Annotated in this window: 18 protein-coding genes; 13 read left to right on the forward strand and 5 right to left on the reverse strand. The window is 56.1% G+C overall.

Going from position 1 to position 21,803, the window contains the following annotated elements; all coding sequences use genetic code 11:
* Positions 1-20: 20 nt before the first annotated feature.
* Together VPX56_RS08430 and wrbA are read right to left on the reverse strand one after the other, a co-directional pair.
* Positions 21-248 (reverse strand): YccJ family protein, encoded by a 228-nt coding sequence (locus VPX56_RS08430; protein ID WP_131635496.1) that lies wholly within the window; start codon positions 246-248, stop codon positions 21-23.
* Between the two features lie 20 nt (positions 249-268).
* Positions 269-865, reverse strand: a complete 597-nt coding sequence (wrbA, locus tag VPX56_RS08435) for an NAD(P)H:quinone oxidoreductase (protein ID WP_131635495.1) — start codon at positions 863-865, stop codon at positions 269-271.
* A 391-nt stretch (positions 866-1,256) separates the two neighbouring features.
* Here wrbA and VPX56_RS08440 point away from each other — a divergent pair, with 391 nt between their 5' ends.
* The 3 genes from VPX56_RS08440 to rutR all read left to right on the forward strand — a co-directional run bounded on the left by VPX56_RS08440 (position 1,257) and on the right by rutR (position 3,108).
* Positions 1,257-1,430, forward strand: a complete 174-nt coding sequence (locus tag VPX56_RS08440) for a con-10 family general stress protein (RefSeq protein ID WP_131635494.1) — start codon at positions 1,257-1,259, stop codon at positions 1,428-1,430.
* A 116-nt stretch (positions 1,431-1,546) separates the two neighbouring features.
* Positions 1,547-2,473 (forward strand): DMT family transporter, encoded by a 927-nt coding sequence (locus VPX56_RS08445; RefSeq protein ID WP_326471078.1) that lies wholly within the window; start codon positions 1,547-1,549, stop codon positions 2,471-2,473.
* A complete protein-coding gene (gene rutR / locus VPX56_RS08450; protein WP_131635492.1) occupies positions 2,470-3,108 on the forward strand; it encodes an HTH-type transcriptional regulator RutR in 639 nt (212 codons plus the stop codon). The genes VPX56_RS08445 and rutR overlap by 4 nt, the downstream gene beginning before the upstream one ends.
* A 70-nt stretch (positions 3,109-3,178) precedes the next feature.
* Here rutR and VPX56_RS08455 read toward each other — a convergent pair whose 3' ends face one another.
* Entirely contained in the window at positions 3,179-3,568 is a 390-nt protein-coding gene (locus tag VPX56_RS08455) for a lysozyme inhibitor LprI family protein (protein ID WP_326471991.1), read from the reverse strand.
* A gap of 101 nt (positions 3,569-3,669) precedes the next feature.
* The gene (gene putA, locus VPX56_RS08460; RefSeq protein ID WP_326471082.1) at positions 3,670-7,632 is read right to left on the reverse strand and encodes a trifunctional transcriptional regulator/proline dehydrogenase/L-glutamate gamma-semialdehyde dehydrogenase; all 3,963 of its coding nucleotides are present in this window, start codon (positions 7,630-7,632) and stop codon (positions 3,670-3,672) included.
* A gap of 423 nt (positions 7,633-8,055) precedes the next feature.
* Here putA and putP point away from each other — a divergent pair, with 423 nt between their 5' ends.
* Entirely contained in the window at positions 8,056-9,564 is a 1,509-nt protein-coding gene (gene putP, locus VPX56_RS08465; RefSeq protein ID WP_326471084.1) for a sodium/proline symporter PutP, read from the forward strand.
* 115 nt (positions 9,565-9,679) lie between these two features.
* Positions 9,680-10,099, forward strand: a complete 420-nt coding sequence (locus tag VPX56_RS08470) for a DUF3574 domain-containing protein (protein WP_326471086.1) — start codon at positions 9,680-9,682, stop codon at positions 10,097-10,099.
* 81 nt (positions 10,100-10,180) lie between these two features.
* Here VPX56_RS08470 and VPX56_RS08475 read toward each other — a convergent pair whose 3' ends face one another.
* Positions 10,181-11,365: a NupC/NupG family nucleoside CNT transporter gene (locus VPX56_RS08475; protein WP_263609203.1), complete on the reverse strand. Its 1,185-nt coding sequence runs from the start codon at positions 11,363-11,365 to the stop codon at positions 10,181-10,183.
* A 251-nt stretch (positions 11,366-11,616) separates the two neighbouring features.
* Between VPX56_RS08475 and efeU the strand changes: the two genes are divergently transcribed.
* From efeU to VPX56_RS08515, 8 genes are all read left to right on the forward strand, one after another.
* Positions 11,617-12,450 carry an iron uptake transporter permease EfeU gene (gene efeU, locus VPX56_RS08480; RefSeq protein ID WP_263609204.1) on the forward strand — a complete coding sequence of 278 codons (834 nt, stop codon included), beginning with the start codon at positions 11,617-11,619 and terminating at the stop codon, positions 12,448-12,450.
* 42 nt (positions 12,451-12,492) lie between these two features.
* Positions 12,493-13,620 carry an iron uptake system protein EfeO gene (efeO, locus tag VPX56_RS08485; RefSeq protein WP_131635485.1) on the forward strand — a complete coding sequence of 376 codons (1,128 nt, stop codon included), beginning with the start codon at positions 12,493-12,495 and terminating at the stop codon, positions 13,618-13,620.
* A gap of 5 nt (positions 13,621-13,625) precedes the next feature.
* Complete coding sequence (gene efeB / locus VPX56_RS08490; protein WP_326471089.1) at positions 13,626-14,909, forward strand: iron uptake transporter deferrochelatase/peroxidase subunit; 1,284 nt, start codon at positions 13,626-13,628, stop codon at positions 14,907-14,909.
* A 498-nt stretch (positions 14,910-15,407) separates the two neighbouring features.
* Positions 15,408-16,196 (forward strand): phosphate starvation-inducible protein PhoH, encoded by a 789-nt coding sequence (phoH, locus tag VPX56_RS08495; protein WP_024908976.1) that lies wholly within the window; start codon positions 15,408-15,410, stop codon positions 16,194-16,196.
* Positions 16,197-16,679: 483 nt separating this feature from the next.
* The gene (locus tag VPX56_RS08500) at positions 16,680-17,249 is read left to right on the forward strand and encodes a fimbrial protein (RefSeq protein ID WP_131635482.1); all 570 of its coding nucleotides are present in this window, start codon (positions 16,680-16,682) and stop codon (positions 17,247-17,249) included.
* 152 nt (positions 17,250-17,401) lie between these two features.
* Entirely contained in the window at positions 17,402-18,097 is a 696-nt protein-coding gene (locus VPX56_RS08505) for a fimbria/pilus periplasmic chaperone (protein WP_456077554.1), read from the forward strand.
* Positions 18,098-18,121: 24 nt separating this feature from the next.
* Positions 18,122-20,755: a fimbrial biogenesis usher protein gene (locus tag VPX56_RS08510; RefSeq protein ID WP_326471094.1), complete on the forward strand. Its 2,634-nt coding sequence runs from the start codon at positions 18,122-18,124 to the stop codon at positions 20,753-20,755.
* Positions 20,756-20,779: 24 nt separating this feature from the next.
* A complete protein-coding gene (locus VPX56_RS08515; RefSeq protein WP_326471096.1) occupies positions 20,780-21,802 on the forward strand; it encodes a fimbrial protein in 1,023 nt (340 codons plus the stop codon).
* The last annotated feature ends 1 nt before the right edge of the window (position 21,803 follow it).

Genomic DNA, 21,803 nt, shown 5'->3' on the forward strand with positions numbered 1-21,803 from the left:
CGCTGCGGCGGGGGGGAACGTTAGACGTTTTTACGTTCGATGGTTTGCTCACCCCAGAAGAGCGAGTCTTTGTCCGTTTTTTCAAAGGCGCGGATCAGCACCTCATCGCTGCCTTCTTCCCAAATCTGCTCTGCCAGCTTTTCGTCATATTTCGCGACTTCAAAGATAGCCTCGGCAATTTCCGGTGAAGTATTACGTAAGCTTGCCCATTCGCCCACGTGGTGAGCTTTAGATTCTTGCGTTGGCATACTTGTCCTCCTGTTGGGGTTTAGCCGTGCAGTTTTTTGGCAATACCCGCGACGTGTTCACCCTGATAGCGGGCGATAGCCAGTTCTTCTTCACTTGGCTGGCGCGAGCCGTCGCCACCGGCAATGGTGGTTGCACCGTACGGCGTACCGCCGCGCACCTGAGAAACATCAAACAGTTCCTGTGCGCCGTAGCCAATCGGCACAATGACCATCCCATGATGTGCAAGGGTAGTCCAGGTTGAGGTGATCGTCTGCTCCTGGCCGCCGCCGGTGCCGGTAGAGCTGAATACGCTGGCGACCTTGCCGTACAGCGCGCCAGAGGCCCAGAGTCCGCCCGTCTGGTCGAGGAAGGTTCGCATCTGGCCGGACATATTGCCAAAGCGGGTAGGGGTGCCGAAGATGATGGCATCGTAGTCAGCCAGTTCCTGCGGAGTTGCCTGAGGTGCGTTTTGCGTTTTACCGCCCGCTTTTAAGAACGCCTCGGCATTCATGGTTTCCGGTACGCGTTTCACCACCACCTCAACGCCGTCCACCCGGTTTGCGCCTTCGGCAACGGCGTGAGCCATGGTTTCAATGTGTCCATACATGGAATAATAGAGCACCAGAACTTTTGCCATTTTGCATCACTCCTCGTTTGTTTTTTCTGGCAGCGAATCGCTGCGTTCATTTAAAGATAAGTCGTGATAGCCAGACTGCAAATTTTAACGCCACTTCTTTGATTTATAACAATATGTTAACGATTGTGCCTTGTAGCAATATGAAACATATTCACCGGGTGAATTTTTCAGAATGATAAGAAAGACTTATGGATAATCTCTTGCTGCGTGTCTCCAAATCACGCGGATGTTATTGCAGAATATTACCTTCGGCTTGCCGGATGGCCTCATTCCACTAAGCTTAGTTTCACGCGGCGCAGTTAAAGGTACTGAACTTTTGTCGCGAGGTGAAAGAATCCTCTTTTACTGAATGCAGTATGATGTCTAATGTTTCACATTCTGGAGGTTAGAGATGGCAAACCATCGTGGTGGTTCCGGTAATTTCGCTGAAGACCGTGACAGAGCATCAGAAGCAGGTCGTAAAGGTGGCCAGCATAGCGGAGGTAACTTCAAGAATGATCCGCAACGTGCATCAGAAGCTGGCAAAAAAGGGGGTAAAAACAGCCATGGCAGCAATAGCAAGTAATACGCCGGGCTAACTCCCTGCCGCCGGGTCTCCCGGCGGTTTTTTTATTTCTGCAACATTGAACTGTAACCAAAGGCATCGCACACTACAGGATTGTTTCTTAGTGCTGGTGTCTCATGTCTCTCTCCCGTTTCAAATTCTCCGTCAAACCTCAGGAAGCGATCCTTATTCTGATCACCATGTTCTGGGGCGGAACCTTCCTTGCCGTCCAGTATGCGGTTACGCTGAGCGATCCCTTCTTCTTTGTCGGCCTGCGCTTTGCGACGGCGGCGATTGCCGTGGCCTTAATCTCGCTAAAAACCCTGCGCGGATTAACCCTCAGGGAGCTGAAGGCCGGGGTGGCGATTGGCGTTGCGATTGCGATGGGCTACAGCCTGCAGACGTGGGGACTACAGACCATCTCCAGCAGCAAATCGGCGTTTATCACCGCCATGTATGTGCCGCTGGTGCCGCTCCTGCAGTGGCTGTGTCTGGGAAGAATGCCGGGTTTGATGTCCTGTATCGGTATCGTGCTGGCGTTTATCGGGCTGATTTTACTGGCCGGGCCGGAAAACAACCTGCTGGCGCTGGGGCCTGGCGAAATGATCACCCTGGTGGGGGCGATCGCCATTGCGGCGGAAATTATTCTGATCAGCGCCTGGGCGGGAAAAGTTGACGTCAAGCGCGTCACGGTCGTGCAGCTGGCGACGGCGTCGCTGGTAGCCTTTGCCGCTATGGTTCCCGCAGGGGAATCAGTGCCCCCGATGTCCACCGGCCTGGTGGTGGTGGCTCTCGGGCTTGGGATCTTCAGCGCCATTATTCAGGTCACCATGAACTGGGCGCAGCGCAGCGTATCCCCGACCCGGGCAACGGTCATCTACACCGGCGAGCCGGTGTGGGCCGGTATCTTCGGACGCATTGCCGGGGAGCGCTTGCCGCTGCTGGCGCTGGTTGGGGCGGCGTTTATCGTTGCCGGGGTGCTGGTGAGCGAGCTAAAGCTCAAGCGGAAGAAAAAAACGCTGTCGGAGAATGACGGCGCGGTGGCCTATGGAGAGCAGGAATGACGCAAGGCGCGGTGAAAGTACCCGGCAAACGTTCGCGGGCGGTAAGCGCCAAAAAGCAGGCGATCCTCAGCGCGGCGCTGGAGACCTTTTCGCAGTTTGGCATTCACGGCACGCGCCTTGAGCAGGTTGCGGAGCAGGCCGGCGTGTCGAAAACCAATCTCCTCTATTACTATCCCTCAAAAGAGGCGCTGTATGTGGCGGTGATGCAGCAGATCCTCGATATCTGGCTGGCGCCGTTAAAAGCGTTCCGCGAAGAGCTGGCTCCGCTGGTGGCAATCGAGGAGTACATCCGTCTGAAGCTCGAGGTATCGCGCGATTACCCGCAGGCGTCGCGGCTGTTCTGTCTGGAGATGCTGCAGGGCGCGCCGCTGCTGCAGGAAGCGCTGACCGGCGATCTAAAACAGCTGGTGGAAGATAAGTCGGCCATTATTGCCGGATGGGTCGCCAGCGGAAAATTGGCTCCCGTCGACCCGCATCATCTGATCTTTATGATTTGGGCCGCAACGCAGCATTACGCTGACTTTGCGGCCCAGGTTGAAGCGGTGACCGGTAAAACCTTGCAGGATGAAGCGTTTTTCCAGAGTACGCTGGACAACGTGCAGCGGATGATTATCGAAGGGATCCGCGTGCGTTAGTTTCCCTCACCCTAACCCTCTCCCCAAAGGGGAGAGGGGACTGTTCTGTGCTGTCTTTTCTCCCTCGCCCCTATGGGGAGAGGGGACAGCTTAAATTGCCCTCTTCACACTGCATCAGGGAGGCCAGAAAGGCTTCGCGCTCCACCGTTTTCTCTGCCAGGCACTGGTTGATAATCATCGGCTGAACGGTGCCGCCTTCGGTTCCTGAACCCATCAACTTACAGTCCGCATCACGCAGGGCGATCCACGACTGCTGCGCCTTTTTCAGCAGGTCGCGCTGCGGGGCAGCCGCGCGCTTCATAGCCGCCTGGTAGGTCTGGTTAAGCTTTTTATCCGCAGCCTGGTACTGCCCGGCCGCGCAGGCGTTGAGTTCCGACTGGGTGCTGGCGTTAGCGCATCCATCGGCCAGCGCGTTTACGCTCATAAGCAGGGCTGCACCTGCGATCAGACAGTATTTCATCATCCCCTCCATGTAAAAAAGCCGGATGCGCTGCGCATATCCGGCCTACGGTTGTTGTGTAGCCCCGATAAGCGTAGCGCCACCGGGGAGAATTTACACGATTAGCCGATGGTCATCAGGCTGGCGTTACCGCCCGCCGCCGCGGTGTTGACGCTGAGCGAGCGCTCCACGTACAGACGCTCCAGCAACAGGTTAGTCTCCCCGCGCGCAAAGCCCTGCACCGAAACGATCGCGCCGCTGCGGGCCGCCACCTGCTCGCACAGTTCGCGCAGCTGGTCGGAATCACCGTGATAGATCGCCGCGTCGAACGGCTGATCCATGAGGGCATCGGCCTTCGCAAAGTGAATGCGGGCAGAAACGGCTTTCGGCAGCTGTTTTGCCAGGTCACGATGCAGACCGTCTTCCGGCCACAGCACCTCACAGCCTGTGGCGGCGGCGGCGGCCAGCTGCACCAGCGCGTCCTGTTCGTTATCCGCCACGCACAGTACGCGCTCGCGCGGCATCAGCGTCCAGGTGTTGCGCTCGCCGGTTGGCCCCGGCAGCAGACGCTGCGTACCGGCCTGCGCCAGCTCGCCGTACTGCTCTGCAACGGTGCGAAGTTCCGGGCGCTTATCTGCCCACTTGATGAGTGCGTCCAGCGGCTGGGTCAGCACGGCTTTCACCTGCGTATCCACCGGATAATCCGCGTCCTGACGCGCCAGCGTCACGCCCAGCGCGTTTTCCGGACGGTTCGCCAGCAGGCGGTACAGGTAGAGTGGACCGCCCGCTTTCGGACCGGTGCCGGAGAGGCCTTCGCCGCCGAACGGCTGCACGCCGACGACCGCGCCGACCATGTTGCGGTTAACGTACAGGTTGCCCACCTTGGCGCTGCCGGTTACGTGCGCGATGGTTTCGTCGATACGGGTATGCACGCCGAGGGTCAGACCGTAGCCGGAGGCGTTAATCTGATCGATAAGCTCGTTGAGGTTGTTACGGTTGTAGCGCACCACGTGCAGCACCGGGCCGAAGACCTCTTTTTTCAGCTCGTCGAAGTTTGCCAGCTCAATCAGCGTTGGCGGCACGAAGGTGCCGGTCGGCCACTCGCGGGCATCTTCGCCGTTCTCACGCACCGCCTGGAACACCGGACGGCCCTTGGCGCGCATGGTCTGAATGTGGTTTTCAATATTCGCTTTAGCTTCCGCGTCGATCACCGGCCCGATGTCGGTGGTGAGACGGCCCGGGTTGCCCATGCGGCATTCGCCCATCGCGCCGCGCAGCATTTTCAGGGTGTGATCCGCCACGTCGTCCTGCAGGCACAGCACGCGCAGGGCGGAGCAGCGCTGGCCGGCGCTGTCGAACGCCGAGGCCAGCACGTCAACCACTACCTGCTCGGTGAGCGCGGAGGAGTCCACGATCATGGCGTTCATGCCGCCGGTTTCCGCGATGAGCGGGGTTGGGCGTCCCTGGGCATCCAGGCGGGTAGCGATGTTGCGCTGCAGGAGGGAGGCTACCTCGGTTGAGCCGGTAAACATCACGCCGCGCACGCGGTTATCGGAGGTCAGTTTGGCACCGACCGTTTCACCGCGGCCCGGCAGCAGCTGAATAACGCCCGCCGGCACGCCGGCTTCCAGCAGAATGTTGATGCCCTGTGCGGCAATCAGCGGGGTCTGTTCGGCTGGTTTTGCCAGCACGCTGTTGCCTGCGGCAAGGGCGGCGGCAATCTGGCCGGAGAAGATCGCCAGCGGGAAGTTCCACGGGCTGATACAGACGACAGGGCCGAGCGGACGGTGCGTTTCATTATCGAAATCATCGCGAACCTGGCCGGCGTAGTAGTGCAGGAAGTCAACGGCCTCGCGCACTTCGGCAATGGCGTTGCTGAAGGTTTTACCCGCTTCGCGCACCAGGATGCCGATAAGCTGCTGCATCTGATCTTCCATCAGCACCGCCGCGCGCTCCAGAATGGCGGCACGCTCCTGCGGCGGGGTGGCGAACCAGATTGGCGCGTTGTTCACCGCGTTGTCCAGCGCCTGGTCCACTTCCGCTTCCGTGGCTTCACGCACGTAGCCGACGATATCCTTCGGCTCCGCCGGGTTGATCACCGGCTGCATCTCGCCGTCCTCGACGGGCTGCTCAAGAATCGGTTTGGCCTGCCACTTCTGCAGTGCGCTGTTGAGCAGGGCAGAGGAGAGGGAGGCCAGACGGTGCTCGTTCGACAGGTCCAGCCCTGCAGAGTTGACGCGGCCTGCGCCGTACAGCTCGCGCGGCAGGGCAATCTTCGGATGCGGCAGGCCGATCTGACCTTCCTGCGCCGCCATCTTCTCAACGGCCTGCACCGGATCGGCCACCAGCTCGTCCAGCGGCAGCGTGGTGTCGGCAATGCGGTTAACGAAGGAGGTGTTCGCCCCGTTTTCCAGCAGACGACGCACCAGATACGCCAGCAGGGTTTCGTGAGTGCCCACCGGAGCATAGATACGGCACGGGCGGTTCAGCTTGCCGTCCGCCACTTTCCCGGTCACCTGCTCGTACAGCGGTTCACCCATGCCGTGCAGGCACTGGAACTCGTACTGGCCCGGATAGTAGTTCTGACCCGCCAGGCTGTAGATCGCCGCCAGAGTGTGGGCGTTGTGGGTCGCAAACTGCGGATAGATCAGGTTCGGCACGCCGAGCAGCTTTTTCGCACAGGCGAGGTAGGAGACGTCGGTGTAAACCTTGCGGGTGTAGACCGGATAGCCTTCCAGACCTTCCATCTGGGCGCGTTTGATTTCGCTGTCCCAGTAGGCGCCCTTCACCAGGCGGATCATCAGGCGACGGCGGCTGCGGCTTGCCAGGTCAATCAGGTAGTCGATGACGAACGGGCAGCGCTTCTGGTAGGCCTGGATAACGAAGCCAATCCCGTTCCAGCCCGCCAGCTCCGGCTCGAAGCACAGCTTTTCCAGCAGATCGAGGGAGATCTCCAGGCGGTCGGCCTCTTCTGCGTCGATGTTAATGCCGATGTCGTACTGGCGCGCCAGCAGGGTCAGGGACTTCAGGCGCGGGTAGAGTTCTTCCATCACCCGGTCGTACTGCGCGCGGCTGTAGCGCGGGTGCAGGGCGGAGAGCTTAATGGAGATGCCCGGGCCTTCATAAATCCCGCGGCCGTTGGAGGCTTTGCCGATGGCGTGGATCGCCTGCTGGTAAGAGACCATGTAGGCCTGCGCGTCGGCGGCGGTCAGCGCCGCTTCGCCCAGCATGTCGTACGAGTAGCGGAAGCCTTTGTCTTCCAGCTTGCGGGCGTTCGCCAGCGCTTCGGCAATGGTTTCGCCGGTGACGAACTGCTCGCCCATCAGGCGCATCGCCATGTCCACGCCCTTGCGGATCAGCGGTTCGCCGCTCTTGCCGATGATGCGGTTCAGGGAGCGCGACAGATTGGCTTCGTTGTGGGTAGAGACCAGCTTGCCGGTAAACAGCAGGCCCCAGGTTGCGGCGTTCACAAACAGCGACGGGCTGCGGCCAATGTGGGAATGCCAGTTGCCGTTGCTGATCTTGTCGCGGATCAGCGCGTCGCGGGTGGCTTTGTCGGGAATGCGCAGCAGCGCTTCCGCGAGGCACATCAGCGCCACGCCTTCCTGTGAGGAGAGGGAAAACTCCTGCAGCAGCCCCTGCACCATCCCGGCGCGGCCGGTGGCGGTTTTCTGGTTGCGCAGCTTGTCGGCGAGCTGATAGGCCAGGCTATGCGCCTGTGCGGCAATGGCTTCCGGCAGGCGGGCCTGCTCCAGCAGCATCGGCACGGCGTCGGTTTCGGCACGGCGGTAGGCGCCGGTAATGGCGGCACGGCTGACGGACTGGGGCAGGATCTGCTCGGCGAAGTCGAGGAACGGCTGGTGGTTCTCTTCGGCAGCGGCTGTCGCTTCTTCGCTCTCATTGGCGGCACCCGCCAGCAGGGCAGGCAGCTCCGGCAGACCTTCGTCGCTCTCCAGTCTTTCCAGATAGTTAAAAATCGCCTGTTTGATTAGCCAGTGCGGCGTGCGGTCAATTCGGGTGGCTGCGGATTTAATCCGTTCGCGCGTTGCGTCATCCAGCTTAACCCCCATGGTGGTCATCCCCATGCCAAAACTCCTGTTGTTCTTTAATTACGTTTGGTCGTTAGCGTGAAATATCCACCATGTTGCAACTTTGTGCAACCGTGTTAAATGTGACCTGGTCTGCAAGCTGGGAAATGAATGGATTGTTAACGAATGGTTAGCTGGAAAAAATAGCGGGCTTCTGCATGTGAGGCCTGTTTTTATGCGGAACTTAACACTTTTAAAAGGTGCAACCCGTAAAAGCGTGAGCGAGTGCAACCTATAGGAAAGACGTATAAAACCAGGGATGAATTTGATGTAAATGCAGTGTTAAATCGTTTGTCAGCGGGATGCGCATACGGCAGGATAGCGCGCCCAACAGAAACACAAGATACATTCACCTCGTTCCGGTGATCATATAACAAGGCAGCCCGGACGGTTGTCGCTCGACACATTTGGAGAATTTAAATGGCTATTAGCACACCGATGCTGGTGACATTTCTCGTTTATATATTTGGCATGATCCTGATAGGGTTTTTGGCATGGCGTTCAACGAAGAACTTTGACGACTACATCCTGGGCGGCCGCAGCCTGGGCCCAATGGTGACGGCACTCTCTGCGGGCGCATCCGACATGAGCGGCTGGCTGCTGATGGGGCTGCCGGGCGCGATTTTCATCTCTGGTATTTCCGAAAGCTGGATTGCCATCGGCCTGACCGTGGGCGCGTGGGTCAACTGGAAGCTGGTGGCAGGCCGTCTGCGCGTGCACACCGAAGCCAACAACAACGCCCTGACGCTGCCGGACTACTTCACCGGTCGCTTCGAAGATAACAGCCGCGTTCTGCGCATTATCTCTGCGGTCGTTATTCTTCTGTTCTTCACCATCTACTGTGCCTCCGGCATCGTGGCGGGGGCGCGCCTGTTCGAAAGCACCTTCGGCATGAGCTATGAAACGGCGCTGTGGGCCGGTGCGGCGGCAACCATTCTGTATACCTTCGTGGGCGGTTTCCTGGCCGTAAGCTGGACCGACACCGTGCAGGCGAGCCTGATGATTTTCGCCCTGATCCTGACGCCGGTGATTGTGATTTTCACCGTCGGCGGCTTTGGCGATTCGCTGGAAGTGATCAAGCAGAAGAGCATTGAAAACGTCGACATGCTGAAGGGGCTGAACTTCGTTGCCATCGTCTCCCTGATGGGCTGGGGGCTGGGCTACTTCGGCCAGCCGCACATTCTGGCGCGCTTTATGGCGGCAGATTCTCACCACACCATCGTTCACGCCCGTCGCATCAGCATGACGTGGATGATCCTGTGCCTGGCGGGCGCGTGTGCGGTCGGCTTCTTCGGCATCGCCTACTTCAACAACAACCCGGCGCAGGCGGGCGCGGTGAACCAGAACGCCGAGCGCGTGTTCATCGAGCTGGCGCAGATCCTGTTCAACCCGTGGATTGCCGGTATCCTGCTCTCCGCGATCCTGGCGGCGGTCATGTCCACCCTGAGCTGCCAGCTGCTGGTTTGCTCCAGTGCGATCACCGAAGACCTCTACAAAGCCTTCCTGCGTAAAGACGCGAGCCAGAAAGAGCTGGTATGGGTAGGGCGCTTTATGGTGCTGGTGGTGGCGCTGATTGCCATCGCGCTGGCGGCCAACCCGGAAAACCGCGTGCTGGGCCTGGTTAGCTACGCGTGGGCGGGCTTTGGTGCGGCATTTGGTCCGGTCGTTCTGTTCTCCGTCATGTGGTCACGTATGACCCGCAACGGCGCGCTGGCGGGCATGATCATCGGTGCGGTGACCGTCATCGTCTGGAAGCAGTTCGCGTGGCTGGGCCTGTACGAAATCATCCCGGGCTTCATCTTCGGCAGCATCGGTATCGTGGTGTTCAGCCTGCTGGGCAAAGCGCCTTCTGCCTCCATGCAGAAACGCTTTGCGGAAGCGGACGCGCATTACCACTCCGCGCCTCCGTCTAAGCTGCAGCCGGAATAATTTTCTCACGTAACACCGTAGGCCGGGTAAGCGTTAGCGCCACCCGGCTTTTTCTTGCAAATTTTCCAGAATTACGTTGATATCGCTGCACTTATAACAATGAGGATAGCGAAGCATGACAATCAAAACAGGGTTGATGGCGGCGGCACTATTGATGCTGGCTGGCTGCAACGCGCCATCACAGCACGCGGCGGTAGAGACCTGCAGGGCAGATAACCAGATGCAGCAGACCACGCTCTATTTCGGATTAAATCGTCCGGCCGGGGCACAAATCACAGGCAACGAATGGCAGCAGTTTGTTGACCAGGACGTGACGCCGCGCTTCCGCGATGGCTTAACGGTGTTTGACGCGCGCGGGCAGTGGCTGGGGAACGACGGGAAAGTGGCGCGCGAACCCAGCAAAGCGCTGATGCTGATCCACGGTAAAGATGCCCAGAGCGAGAAGAACATCGAAGCGTTGCGCGGGATCTATAAGTCACGCTTCGCGCAGGAGTCGGTGATGCGGGTCGACCAGCCAGTGTGCGTGCAGTTTTAATAAAAACGGCGGGATAACCCGCCGTTATTGTATCGTAGGCCCGTGCAAGCGAAGCGCCGCCGGGCACAAACGGCACAAAACTTACAACACCAACCCCGCAAAGCTCGCCGACAGTAGGCTCACCAGCGTCGCGCCGTACACCAGACGCAGGCCAAACCGCGACACCACGTTGCCCTGCTGTTCGTTCAGGCCCTTAATCGCCCCGGCCACAATGCCGATGGAGGCAAAGTTAGCGAACGACACCAGGAAGATGGATAAAATCCCCAGCCCGCGCGGTGACATCTGATGGGCAATTTTTTGCAGCTCGATCATCGCCACAAATTCATTCGCCACCAGCTTGGTCGCCATAATGCTGCCCGCGTTCAGGGCATCGCTCAGCGGAATACCCACCAGCCACGCCAGTGGATAAAACACATAGCCCAAAATCTGCTGGAAGCTCATGCCGAACAGGCTGGAGAAAAGGGCGTTCACGGCGCTAATAAGGGCGATAAAGCCGATCAGCATTGCCAGAATAATCATCGCCACCTTGAAGCCGGCCAGAATATACTCGCCCAGCATTTCAAAGAAGCTCTGGGACTCGTGCAGTTTTTCCAGCTTGATATCCGGCTCCGCCTCCGGGCGCACAGGGTTAATGACGGAGAGAATAATAAAGGTGCTGAACATGTTCAGGATCAGCGCCGCCACGACAAATTTGGCGTCAAGCATGGTCATATAGGCACCGACAATCGACAGGGAGACGGTCGACATCGCCGTAGCGGCCATGGTGAACAGACGGCGCGAGGAGAGATCCCCCAGCACGCCCTTGTAGGCAATGAAGTTTTCCGACTGGCCGAGGATCAGCGAGCTTACCGCATTGAAGGATTCCAGCTTGCCCATGCCGTTCAGTTTTGACAGCAGCGTGCCAATTACCCGAATAAAGATCGGCAAAATTCGCCAGTGCTGAAGAATACCGATCAGTGCGGAAATAAAAATAATCGGACACAGTACGCCAAGGAAAATGAACGCCAGCCCTTTTTCACCCATTCCGCCAAAGACAAAATTGGTCCCTTCGGCGGCAAATTTAAGCAGCGACTCAAAGAAGCCGGAAACATATTTAATAATGAACAGGCCGCTTTCGGCGTGCAGGAAAAAGAACGCCAGCGCAATTTCAATAACAATCAGCTGGAGAATAAAGCGAATGCGAATTTTTCGGCGGTCGAAACTCACCAGCCAGGCGAGCGCGAGGATGATCACCAGCGCCAGCAGGAAATGGACAATCTTGAACATGGTTTATTTTCGGTTGGTTTTCGAGGCGGATATTTAGCCACAGCGCCGCTTAACCGTAAACGGGCATTTTCGTTATAACTTATAAACTTAACGGTTACGATCGCAACTATTACCTCGCGATGCGTTTACATCTCGTCATTAAAACACCACACATTTCGCTTGTTTTTCTTACTGCCGTAATGATAATCACTATCACAAGAATTTACCTTTCTTTGCATCACTTGACCGCGTTAAACATTTAAGGTGTCGGCATGTTTGTTCCATTTCTCATTATGTTACGTGAAGGCCTCGAAGCGGCCCTGATTGTCAGCCTTATTGCCAGCTATCTGAAGCGAACCCAGCGCGGGCGCTGGATTGGGGTGATGTGGATTGGGGTGTTCCTTGCCGCGGCGCTCTGCCTGGGCCTGGGTATCCTCATCAATGAAACTACCGGCGAATTCCCGCAGAAGGAGCAAGAGCTGTTTGAGGGCATCGTCGCCGTGATTGCGGTGGTGATACTCACCTGGATGGTGTTCTGGATGCGCAAAGTCTCCCGCAACGTGAAGGTGCAGCTGGAGCAGGCGGTCGATAATGCCCTGCAGAAAGGCAATAACCACGGCTGGGCGCTGATCCTGATGGTGTTTTTTGCCGTGGCGCGCGAGGGGCTGGAATCGGTCTTCTTCCTGCTGGCCGCGTTCCAGCAGGACGTGGGCATCTGGCCGCCAATCGGCGCAATGCTGGGGCTGGCAACTGCCGTTGTTCTGGGCTTCCTCCTCTACTGGGGCGGCATTCGTCTTAACCTCGGGGCGTTCTTCAAGTGGACCAGCCTGTTCATTCTGCTGGTGGCGGCCGGGCTGGCGGCGGGCGCAATCCGCGCCTTCCATGAAGCGGGCCTGTGGAACCACTTCCAGGACGTGGCGTTCGATCTCAGCAACGTTCTCACCACCCATTCACTGACCGGCACCCTGCTCGAAGGTATCTTCGGCTATCAGGAAACGCCGAGCGTTAGCGAAGTGGCGATGTACTTTATTTATCTGATTCCGGCGCTGGTGCTGTTCTTTATGCCATCGCGCCCCAGCGCTCAGCCGTCGCGTACTGCGCCCTGAAGTGCTCATTGTAGTTACAACATACTTTTAAAGGGAAGGGTCATGACAATTCAATTCCGTCGTAGTGCGTTACAGGCTGGCGTGGCAGCGCTGATTGCATCTGCCTTCGCCGCTCAGGCAGCCGATGTTCCTCAGGTGAAAGTCACCGTCAATGATAAACAGTGTGAACCGATGACCCTCACGGTTAACAGCGGTAAAACCCAGTTCATTATCCAGAACCACAGCCAGAAGGCGCTGGAGTGGGAAATCCTCAAAGGCGTGATGGTGGTGGAAGAGCGTGAAAACATCGCCCCCGGCTTCAGCCAGAAGATGACCGCCAACCTGCAGCCGGGTGAATATGAGATGACCTGCGGCCTGCTGACCAACCCGAAAGGCAAGCTGATTGTGAAAGGCGAAGCCACGAAGGATGCCGCGAAGGGCGAAGCGCTGCTCAGCCTGGGCGAGGCCATCACCGCCTATAAAGCCTACGTCACCAAAGAGACGGCGGACCTGGTCGCGGGCACCAAAGCCTTTACCGACGCGGTGAAAGCGGGAGATCTCGAAAAGGCGAAATCCCTGTACGCGCCAACCCGTCAGCACTACGAGCGCATCGAGCCGATTGCCGAGCTGTTCTCTGACCTTGATGGCAGCATCGACGCCCGTGAGGACGATTACGAGCAGAAGGCCGCCGATCCGAAATTCACCGGCTTCCACCGTCTTGAAAAAGCCCTGTTTGGCGACAACTCCACCAAAGGGATGGAGAAGTACGCCGAGCAGCTGAACGGCGACGTGCTGGAGCTGCAGAAGCGCATCAGCGAGCTGGCGTTCCCGCCGTCAAAAGTGGTGGGCGGCGCGGCAGGCCTGATTGAAGAAGTGGCCGCGAGCAAAATCAGCGGTGAAGAAGATCGCTACAGCCACACCGACCTGTGGGATTTCCAGGCCAACGTCGACGGCGCGCAGAAAATTGTCGACCTGCTGCGCCCTCAGCTGCAAAAAGAGAACGGTGAACTGCTGGCGAAAGTCGATGCCAACTTCAAGAAAGTTGACACCATTCTGGCGAAGTACCGCACCAAAGACGGCTTCGAAACCTACGACAAGCTGACCGATGCCGACCGTAACGCGCTGAAAGGGCCGATTACCACGCTGGCGGAAGATCTGGCTCAGCTGCGCGGCGTTCTGGGTCTGGACTAAGCACAATGAACAAGCATGACGAGCACGACGTGGCGGAACCATCCCGACGTCGTTTGTTAAAAGGGGTAGGGGCGCTGGGGGGCGCGCTTGCCCTGGCCGGTGGCTGTCCGGTGGCGCATGCGGCTAAGCCGCAGAGCGCGCCCGGCACGTTGTCGCCGGATGCCCGCATGGAGACGCAGCCGTTTTATGGCGAGCACCAGTCGGGCATTCTGACCCCGCAGCAGGCCGCTATGATGCTGGTGGCGTTTGATTCGCTCGCGAGCGATAAGGCCGATCTGGAGCGCCTCTTCCGCCTGCTGACGGCGCGTATTGCGTTTCTGACGGCGGGCGGCCCGGCGCCGGATACGCCGAACCCGCGCCTGCCGCCGATGGATTCCGGTATCCTGGGCGCGTTTATCGCGCCGGATAATCTGACCATTACCGTCTCACTCGGAGAATCGCTGTTTGACGCGCGCTACGGCCTGGCACAGCACAAGCCGAAAGCGCTGCAAAAAATGACGCGCTTCCCGAATGATTCTCTGGACGCGGCGCTGTGTCACGGCGATCTGCTCCTGCAGATATGCGCCAACACGCAGGACACGGTGATCCACGCCCTGCGCGATATCATCAAGCACACGCCGGATCTGCTCAGCGTGCGCTGGAAGCGGGAAGGGTTTATCTCTGACCACGCGGCCCGCAGCAAAGGGAAAGAGACGCCAGTTAACCTGCTGGGCTTTAAGGACGGCACGGCCAACCCGGACAGCAGCGACGCGGCCCTGATGAAAGACGTGGTGTGGGTGACGGCGAACCAGGGCGAACCGGCATGGGCGGTAGGCGGCAGCTACCAGGCGGTACGGATTATTCAGTTCCACGTCGAGTTCTGGGACCGCACGCCGCTGAAAGAGCAGCAGACCATATTCGGCCGCGACAAGCAGAGCGGGGCACCGCTGGGCATGAAGCACGAGCACGATGTGCCGGACTACGCGAACGATCCTGACGGGAACACCATCGCGCTCGACAGCCACATTCGCCTTGCCAACCCGCGCACCAAAGAGACGCAGTCGAGCCTGATGATGCGTCGTGGCTACAGCTATTCGCTGGGCGTGACCAACTCCGGCCAGCTTGATATGGGGCTGCTGTTTGTCTGCTATCAGCACGATCTGGAGAAGGGCTTCCTGACCGTGCAGAAGCGGCTCAACGGCGAAGCGCTGGAAGAGTACATTAAGCCCATCGGCGGCGGCTACTTCTTCGCCCTGCCGGGCCCGCGCGATCGGAACGCGTACCTCGCTCAGGGGCTGATCGAAGCCTGATAATCGTCCCTGCGACCGTTCGCGGGGACATTATTTTTTCATATGACTATCCTGTTGTTATATTTCTGTAATATTTCTATATAAGACTGAATTCACTGCAGGTGCAGTCTGAAAAGTTGCATCCAGGTAAAATAAATGTTGCATTTATGATAAACCCTGATGTACTTAAGATAAGACAGCGGTAGTTCCCGGCAGTGATGCTCGTCACTATGGAGATCGCGAATGGTTGCGTCCTGTACTGGACAAGGTAAACACAAAAACCGCAGCACCCGGCGCGGAGGCCCAGACTCCGGCAGCGATTTCCTCACCACTAAATTCTCCCCCCTTCCTCAAGAATCTGATTCGACCGACGTGCAGAACGGTGCGCGTAGCTGTTCCGTATCGTCATCCGATAAAGCAAGCAATGGCTTACAAGGAAGCCAACCCTCTGATGTTCGTGCGCATAATCGTGCCGAAGCCGGCGCGTGTGATGAATACCAACAACTCAAGGTGCTATCCATGGGAAGACAAAAAGCAGTGATCAAAGCTCGTCGCGAAGCAAAACGTGTGCTGAGACGGGATTCACGTAGCCATAAACAGCGTGAAGAAGAATCGGTCACCTCGCTTGTGCAGATGAGTGGCGTAGAAGCAATTGGCATGGCCCGAGACAGCCGTGATAATTCTCCAATTGTGGCGCGCAATGAGGCTCAGGCGCACTACCTGAATGCTATCGAGAGTAAACAGCTCATCTTTGCAACCGGTGAAGCCGGATGCGGGAAAACCTGGATCAGTGCAGCCAAAGCGGCGGAAGCATTGATCCATAAGGACGTGGAGAGAATTATCGTCACCCGTCCGGTACTGCAAGCTGATGAAGATCTTGGCTTCTTGCCCGGAGATATTTCGGAGAAGTTTGCCCCGTACTTCAGGCCCGTTTATGACGTGCTGGTGAAGCGACTGGGTGCATCCTTTATGCAGTACTGCCTGCGGCCAGAGATTGGCAAGGTGGAAATCGCGCCGTTCGCCTATATGCGCGGACGTACATTTGAAAATGCGGTCGTCATTCTTGACGAGGCTCAGAACGTGACCGCTGCGCAAATGAAGATGTTTTTGACGCGCCTCGGGGAGAACGTGACGGTCATCGTTAACGGCGATATTACCCAGTGCGACCTGCCGTCCGGCGTGAAATCCGGACTCAGCGACGCCATGTCACGTTTTGAGGAAGATGAAATGATCGGGGTGGTCCGCTTCACCAAAGAGGACTGCGTGCGTTCGGCGCTCTGTCAGCGCACGCTGCAGGCGTACTACTGAGTTTGCTGTGGTGTTCAAGGCCCGGGAAACCGGGCTTTGTTATTTACAGGGTTTAAATCTTGTGACAAGCACGGCGGAATACCCCCGCGCTTTTTATTATTTTTAGAAGAGTCGGAATCGAAAAAGCATTAATGTCTCAAAACTGTATTCACGTGGTTTATTAGTTGCTGTTATCATGTTCAGAATTAATAATTTTTAACATTGAATGAATTTTTGTTTCATTTTCACAAATATCGTTAAAGTAAAAATAGTCGTAAAAACATTGCGTTATTAAATAATTTGCTGGTTAACACGTTTGTGTTCCTGTTTCAAGTATCTAATGTTGGAATAATATTTAGCTATCGCCCACCATTCGTATTTTGGATAATTGCCGCAGCCTGACAGGGATGATTTATTTCGATAAGTCGAGGTAGATACAAATGTATATTTTGTTTATAGGCGGAGCAGGGATGATATTAAATTTCTAATATAAAGGTACGAGTAATGAATAAGTTCGCAGTTAAGGGGTTAACGCTGGCATTAATGATGGCTGGAGGCTCTGCGATGGCCGCTCTCCCTAGCGGTGCAACGGGCACGACGGTTTCTGGCGGATCTGTTCATTTTACGGGCTCTGTCGTGGATGCAGCATGCGCCGTGTCGCAGGATTCAGTGAATAAAGAAGTTCCACTGGATCAGGTGCGCCTTGCCGCATTTGGTACTACCCCTGGTGCGGGTGTGGCTGCGGGTCAGAAAAAGGCATTTTCGATTACTCTGGCCGACTGTGACAGCACCGTAAGCTCTCAGGCTGCAGTAACTTTTAACGGGACTGAACCGCAGGGTCTTCCGGGCGCGCTGGATAACACTGCCGGGGCGGGTGGCGCGCAGGGTATCGGTATCCAGATCTATGATGCTGATGGCAGCGCATTACCGTTAGGCCAGGAGTCCAAAGCGACAACGCTGATTGATGGCACGAACAACCTCAATTTTACCGCCGACTATATTACCACCTCGGATACTGCGCCAACGGCCGGGACAGTTGACGCAACCGCAACCTTCAACGTGACCTATCAGTAAGTTATCAGGATAACGCTGTGCCAGGGAAGGTGCGCTTAACGGGGGCAGAGATGAAACTGAAAAGCATAGCGTTCAGCATGGCGATGCTCGCCGCTGCCGGTTGTTCTGGTGGCACAATTTTAATAAGGCAAATCATGTTTACTCTTACCCGTATGGGCTCATTATGCGGAGCCATGGCCCTTGCCGGGCTGGGATTATTTTCTTCTGCAGCCCAGGCCGCCGGCTATGGTGGTATTGCGCTTGGCGCAACGCGCGTTATCTATCCTCAGGGCAGCAATCAGATTTCTTTGCCGGTCAATAACACCGATCGTGCTTCTGTATTTCTCATCCAGTCGTGGGTAGAGAATGCAGCCGGGCAGAAAAGCAACGACTTTGTGGTCACGCCACCGCTTTTCGTTATTAAGCCTGAAAAAGAGAATACCCTAAGAATTATCTATGCCGGTGATAATACTCTGCCAAAAGACAGGGAGAGCCTGTACTGGATGAATGTCAAAGCCATCCCTGCGGCCAGCAAAGATATTCAGAATAAAAATACGCTGCAGATCGCGGTATTAAACAGAATTAAATTATTCGTCCGCCCGAAGAATTTATCCATGCAGTCCGTTGATGCGCCAGCCCAGCTGCGGTTCCACCAAAATGGTAATACGCTGATCGTTAAAAATCCGACGCCTTATTTTATCACTCTGGTGAAGCTCCATGAGGGGAGCACCGATCTGCCTGCAGTTATGGTTCCTCCAATGGATCAAGCCCATGTCGCGTTACCGAAAGGCGCGCAGGGGAAAATTATGTTCCAGACGGTGAGTGACTACGGAGCGGATACGCCATCACAGAATGCCGTAATGGATTGATATTGATAAGGTGTCGGCAGCGTAATGACTATTCGAATTAAAAATATTGCCCTGGCAGTAAACAGGGTGATAGCGAATAACCCGCACAAAATATTCACAATTATTTTGCCGACAGTGATGGGTTTTTCACCCTTCAGCGGTCATGCAGAAAATTACTTTAACCCCGCGTTTTTGTCAGGCGATGCCTCTGCGGTAGCGGATCTATCCCGCTTCGAAAATAACAACGGGCAGATACCGGGAAAATACAGGGTCGATATTTATCTGAATAACCGCTTTGTGTCGACGGAGGACGTCAATTTTAAGGCCGCGAAGAATAGCAAGGACGATTCCGGCTTAGCGCCGTGCTTCACGCTTGCGCGCATGGAAGCGATGGGGCTGAATGCTAAAGCCTTCCCCGCGCTGGCTAAGCTTGCCCCTGAGCAGTGCGTTCCCTTTCAGGCGATACCGGAGTCTGGCACTGAGTTTGATTTTGAACATCAGCAGCTGAACCTCAGTATTCCTCAGGCGGGTCTGCAACAAAGCGCCAGGGGCTATATTCCCCCTGAGCAGTGGGATCAGGGGGTGAATGCCCTGATGACCAGCTACGATTTCTCCGGCAGCAACAGCGGCGGTGAAACGCATGAAGACAGTTATTACCTGAATTTGCAAAGTGGTCTGAACCTGGGCGCCTGGCGCCTGCGCGACTATTCGACGTGGAACTACACCCGCGGTGAGGGGAGTTCGCAGAGCGAATGGGAGCATATTAGCACCTACGCCGAAAGGACGATTGCCCCGCTCAGGGCGGAGCTGACGGCAGGGGAGAGTTATACCCCAGCCGACGTTTTTGATTCTCTAAGCTTTCGGGGCGTACAGATCGCCTCCGATGACAATATGCTGCCCGATAGCCTGAAGGGGTTTGCGCCGACGGTGCGTGGAATTGCGAAAAGTAATGCAAAAGTCACCATTAAGCAGAACGGCTACGTCATCTATCAAACCTATGTATCGCCGGGCGCATTTGTTATTAGCGATCTGTACCCGACGTCATCCAGCGGCGATCTGCAGGTTGTGGTGAAGGAAACTGACGGCAGCGAAAATACCTACGTCGTGCCTTATTCCGCCGTTCCTCTGCTGCAGCGTGAAGGACGGTTGAAATATGCGGCGACGGTAGGCCGGTATCGCAGCAGCAACGATCAGCAGGATGACGTCGGTTTCGGACAAGCGACGCTGATCCGGGGGCTGGCGCACGGCATGACCGCCTATGGCGGCACGCAGGTTTCCGATGCCTATCATGCATTTGCCGTCGGCATGGGGCTGAATATGGGGGACTTCGGTGCGATATCCCTGGATGTTACCCAGGCAAACAGCACGCTGGTGGACGGCAGCCAGCACGATGGTCAATCCGTTCGCTTTTTGTATGCCAAGGCCCTGAATGAACTCGGCACCAACTTCCAGCTGCTGGGCTACCGCTATTCCACACAGGGGTTTTATACCCTGGATGAAACGACGTATAAGCATATGGACGGCTATATTGGCGACGATCGCTCGAAGGACGACGACCATGACGGGAAGCCGGATGAGCCTGTCTGGAGCGACTTTTATAATCTCTACTATACGAAGAAGGGCAAAATACAGGCCAACGTCTCGCAGACGCTGGGAGACAAAAATTCGCTATTCATTACCGCGTCAGAGCAAAGCTACTGGCATACGGACGAAACGGATAAGCTGCTGCAAATTGGTTACAACGGAAACTGGCACGATATTTCCTACAGCCTGACGTGGAATTACGACCGTTCTCCCGGTGAAGATGAGGCGGATGAAACGCTCGCCTTTACCGTTTCTCTGCCCGTTGGCCAGTGGCTGGCAGGCCATGATAATTCGGATATTTATCATGCCGCCAATACGATGAATGCGTCGTACAGCATGAACAACGATCGCCACGGACAAACGTCACAAACCACCGGCTTAAATGGCACCCTGCTTGACGATAATAATTTGAGTTACAACGTTCAGGAAAGTTACGGCAATCATGGAGTGGGCGACAGCGGTAATACCAGCCTGAATTATCAGGGAACCTACGGCAATGTAAAAGCCGGGTATAACTACAGTGACGGATACCATCAGACGAACTATGGCCTGAGCGGAGGCATTGTCGTACACGGTGATGGCGTCACCCTCAGCCAGCCGCTAGGGGACACCAATATTCTGGTGGAGGCGCCGGGAGCGGCGGGCGTAGCGCTGGAGAACAGCACCGGAATTAAAACGGACTGGCGCGGCTACGCGGTTATTCCCTATGCCACCACCTATCGAGAAAACCGCGTGGCATTAAATACCAACTCTTTGGGAGAGGATGTCGATATTGAAGATGCGGTCACCAATGTTGTCCCCACGCAGGGGGCAATGGTTCGCGCGAAATTCGATGCCCATGTCGGTCTGCGCTCGCTAATGACCTTATTCCATAACGGTAAGCCCGTGCCGTTTGGGGCGACGGTTTCTCTTAATAAAAGCAATGAAGAGAGTCTGGTCGGTGATGACGGACAAGCCTATTTGTCAGGATTATCGCCAGAAGGCCAATTACGCGTTCAATGGGGCAAGGATGCCGATCAGCATTGTGCGGCACCGTATCGGCTACAGGATACCGATCCACATTCAATTATAAAAATGAACCTTACCTGTAGCTAAGAAAATAACCTCACGGGTGACAAAATGAATTTACCGATAAACAACGCCGTTGGCATCGTCTTATTTACGCTGCTTTTTTCTGGATGCAGTTATGCCGACTCCTCGTTGACGACCTGTACCAACAGTACGGGAACGGCGGGGATTGAAAACTTTGATTTCACGTCAACGTTGACCAGCGATCAAAACGTCGCCGGAAAGACGGTTCAGCTGGTGCTGTCGGGCGGAGTCGGGGTCGAGGCCGTATGTCCGAAGGACAGCTCGAATGATGATAATTCAACCTACCGATCTTATGTCACACGATTTCCCGTCGATGAAAAAGATGGCAGCTGGCAGTACGTTAAGCTGAACCCCTATTTAGACGGGGCGGTGAAAGTGGTCGACAGTACCGCGGGCGATATCTATCCGCCGGTAAACTACGTTCACATGGGGGTGGATTCAAACGTATCCAAGGGGCGTAATTTTCCTGTCGATGACAGCGACGTGACTCTTCAATTAAAAGTTATTCAGCCGTTCATTGGTTCGTTAACTATTCCGCAAACGCTTATGGATGACGTATATGTTACGCGCGACAATACGACGCCCCTGACGGAGCCAGTCTACGCATTGTCATTTAGCGGTGTAATTACCGTGCCTCAAACCTGCACGGTGAACAGCGATCAGGTTATATCCGTAGATTTTGGCAATATTAACAGCAGCGCATTTATCAACAAGGGGCAAATCGCTGCGGGCGTAAACCCTGTGACCAAATCAGTGCCCGTTAAATGTTCTGGCGGCGTGTCTGCAACGGCTAATTTAAGCTTTCGTTTTCAGGCAACGGCTGATGCGAATGAGCCCACCGCTGTTGCCAGCGACAACGCTGATATAGGCGTCCAGTTTGCTGATACTCAGGGAAATGTCATCACCCCGAATACGGGTACGCTTCCGTTCCAGCTAAATAATGATGAGGCAACCGTCTCCTTTATGGTTTATCCGGTCAGTACGACAGGTAAAGAACCCACGCCTGGGGTATTCCATTCTCAGGCTTACGTTGTTGTGGATTTTTATTAAA

It is taken from the genome of Enterobacter wuhouensis, assembly GCF_035835995.1.
In the GTDB taxonomy this organism is placed as follows: Bacteria; Pseudomonadota; Gammaproteobacteria; order Enterobacterales; family Enterobacteriaceae; genus Enterobacter; species Enterobacter wuhouensis.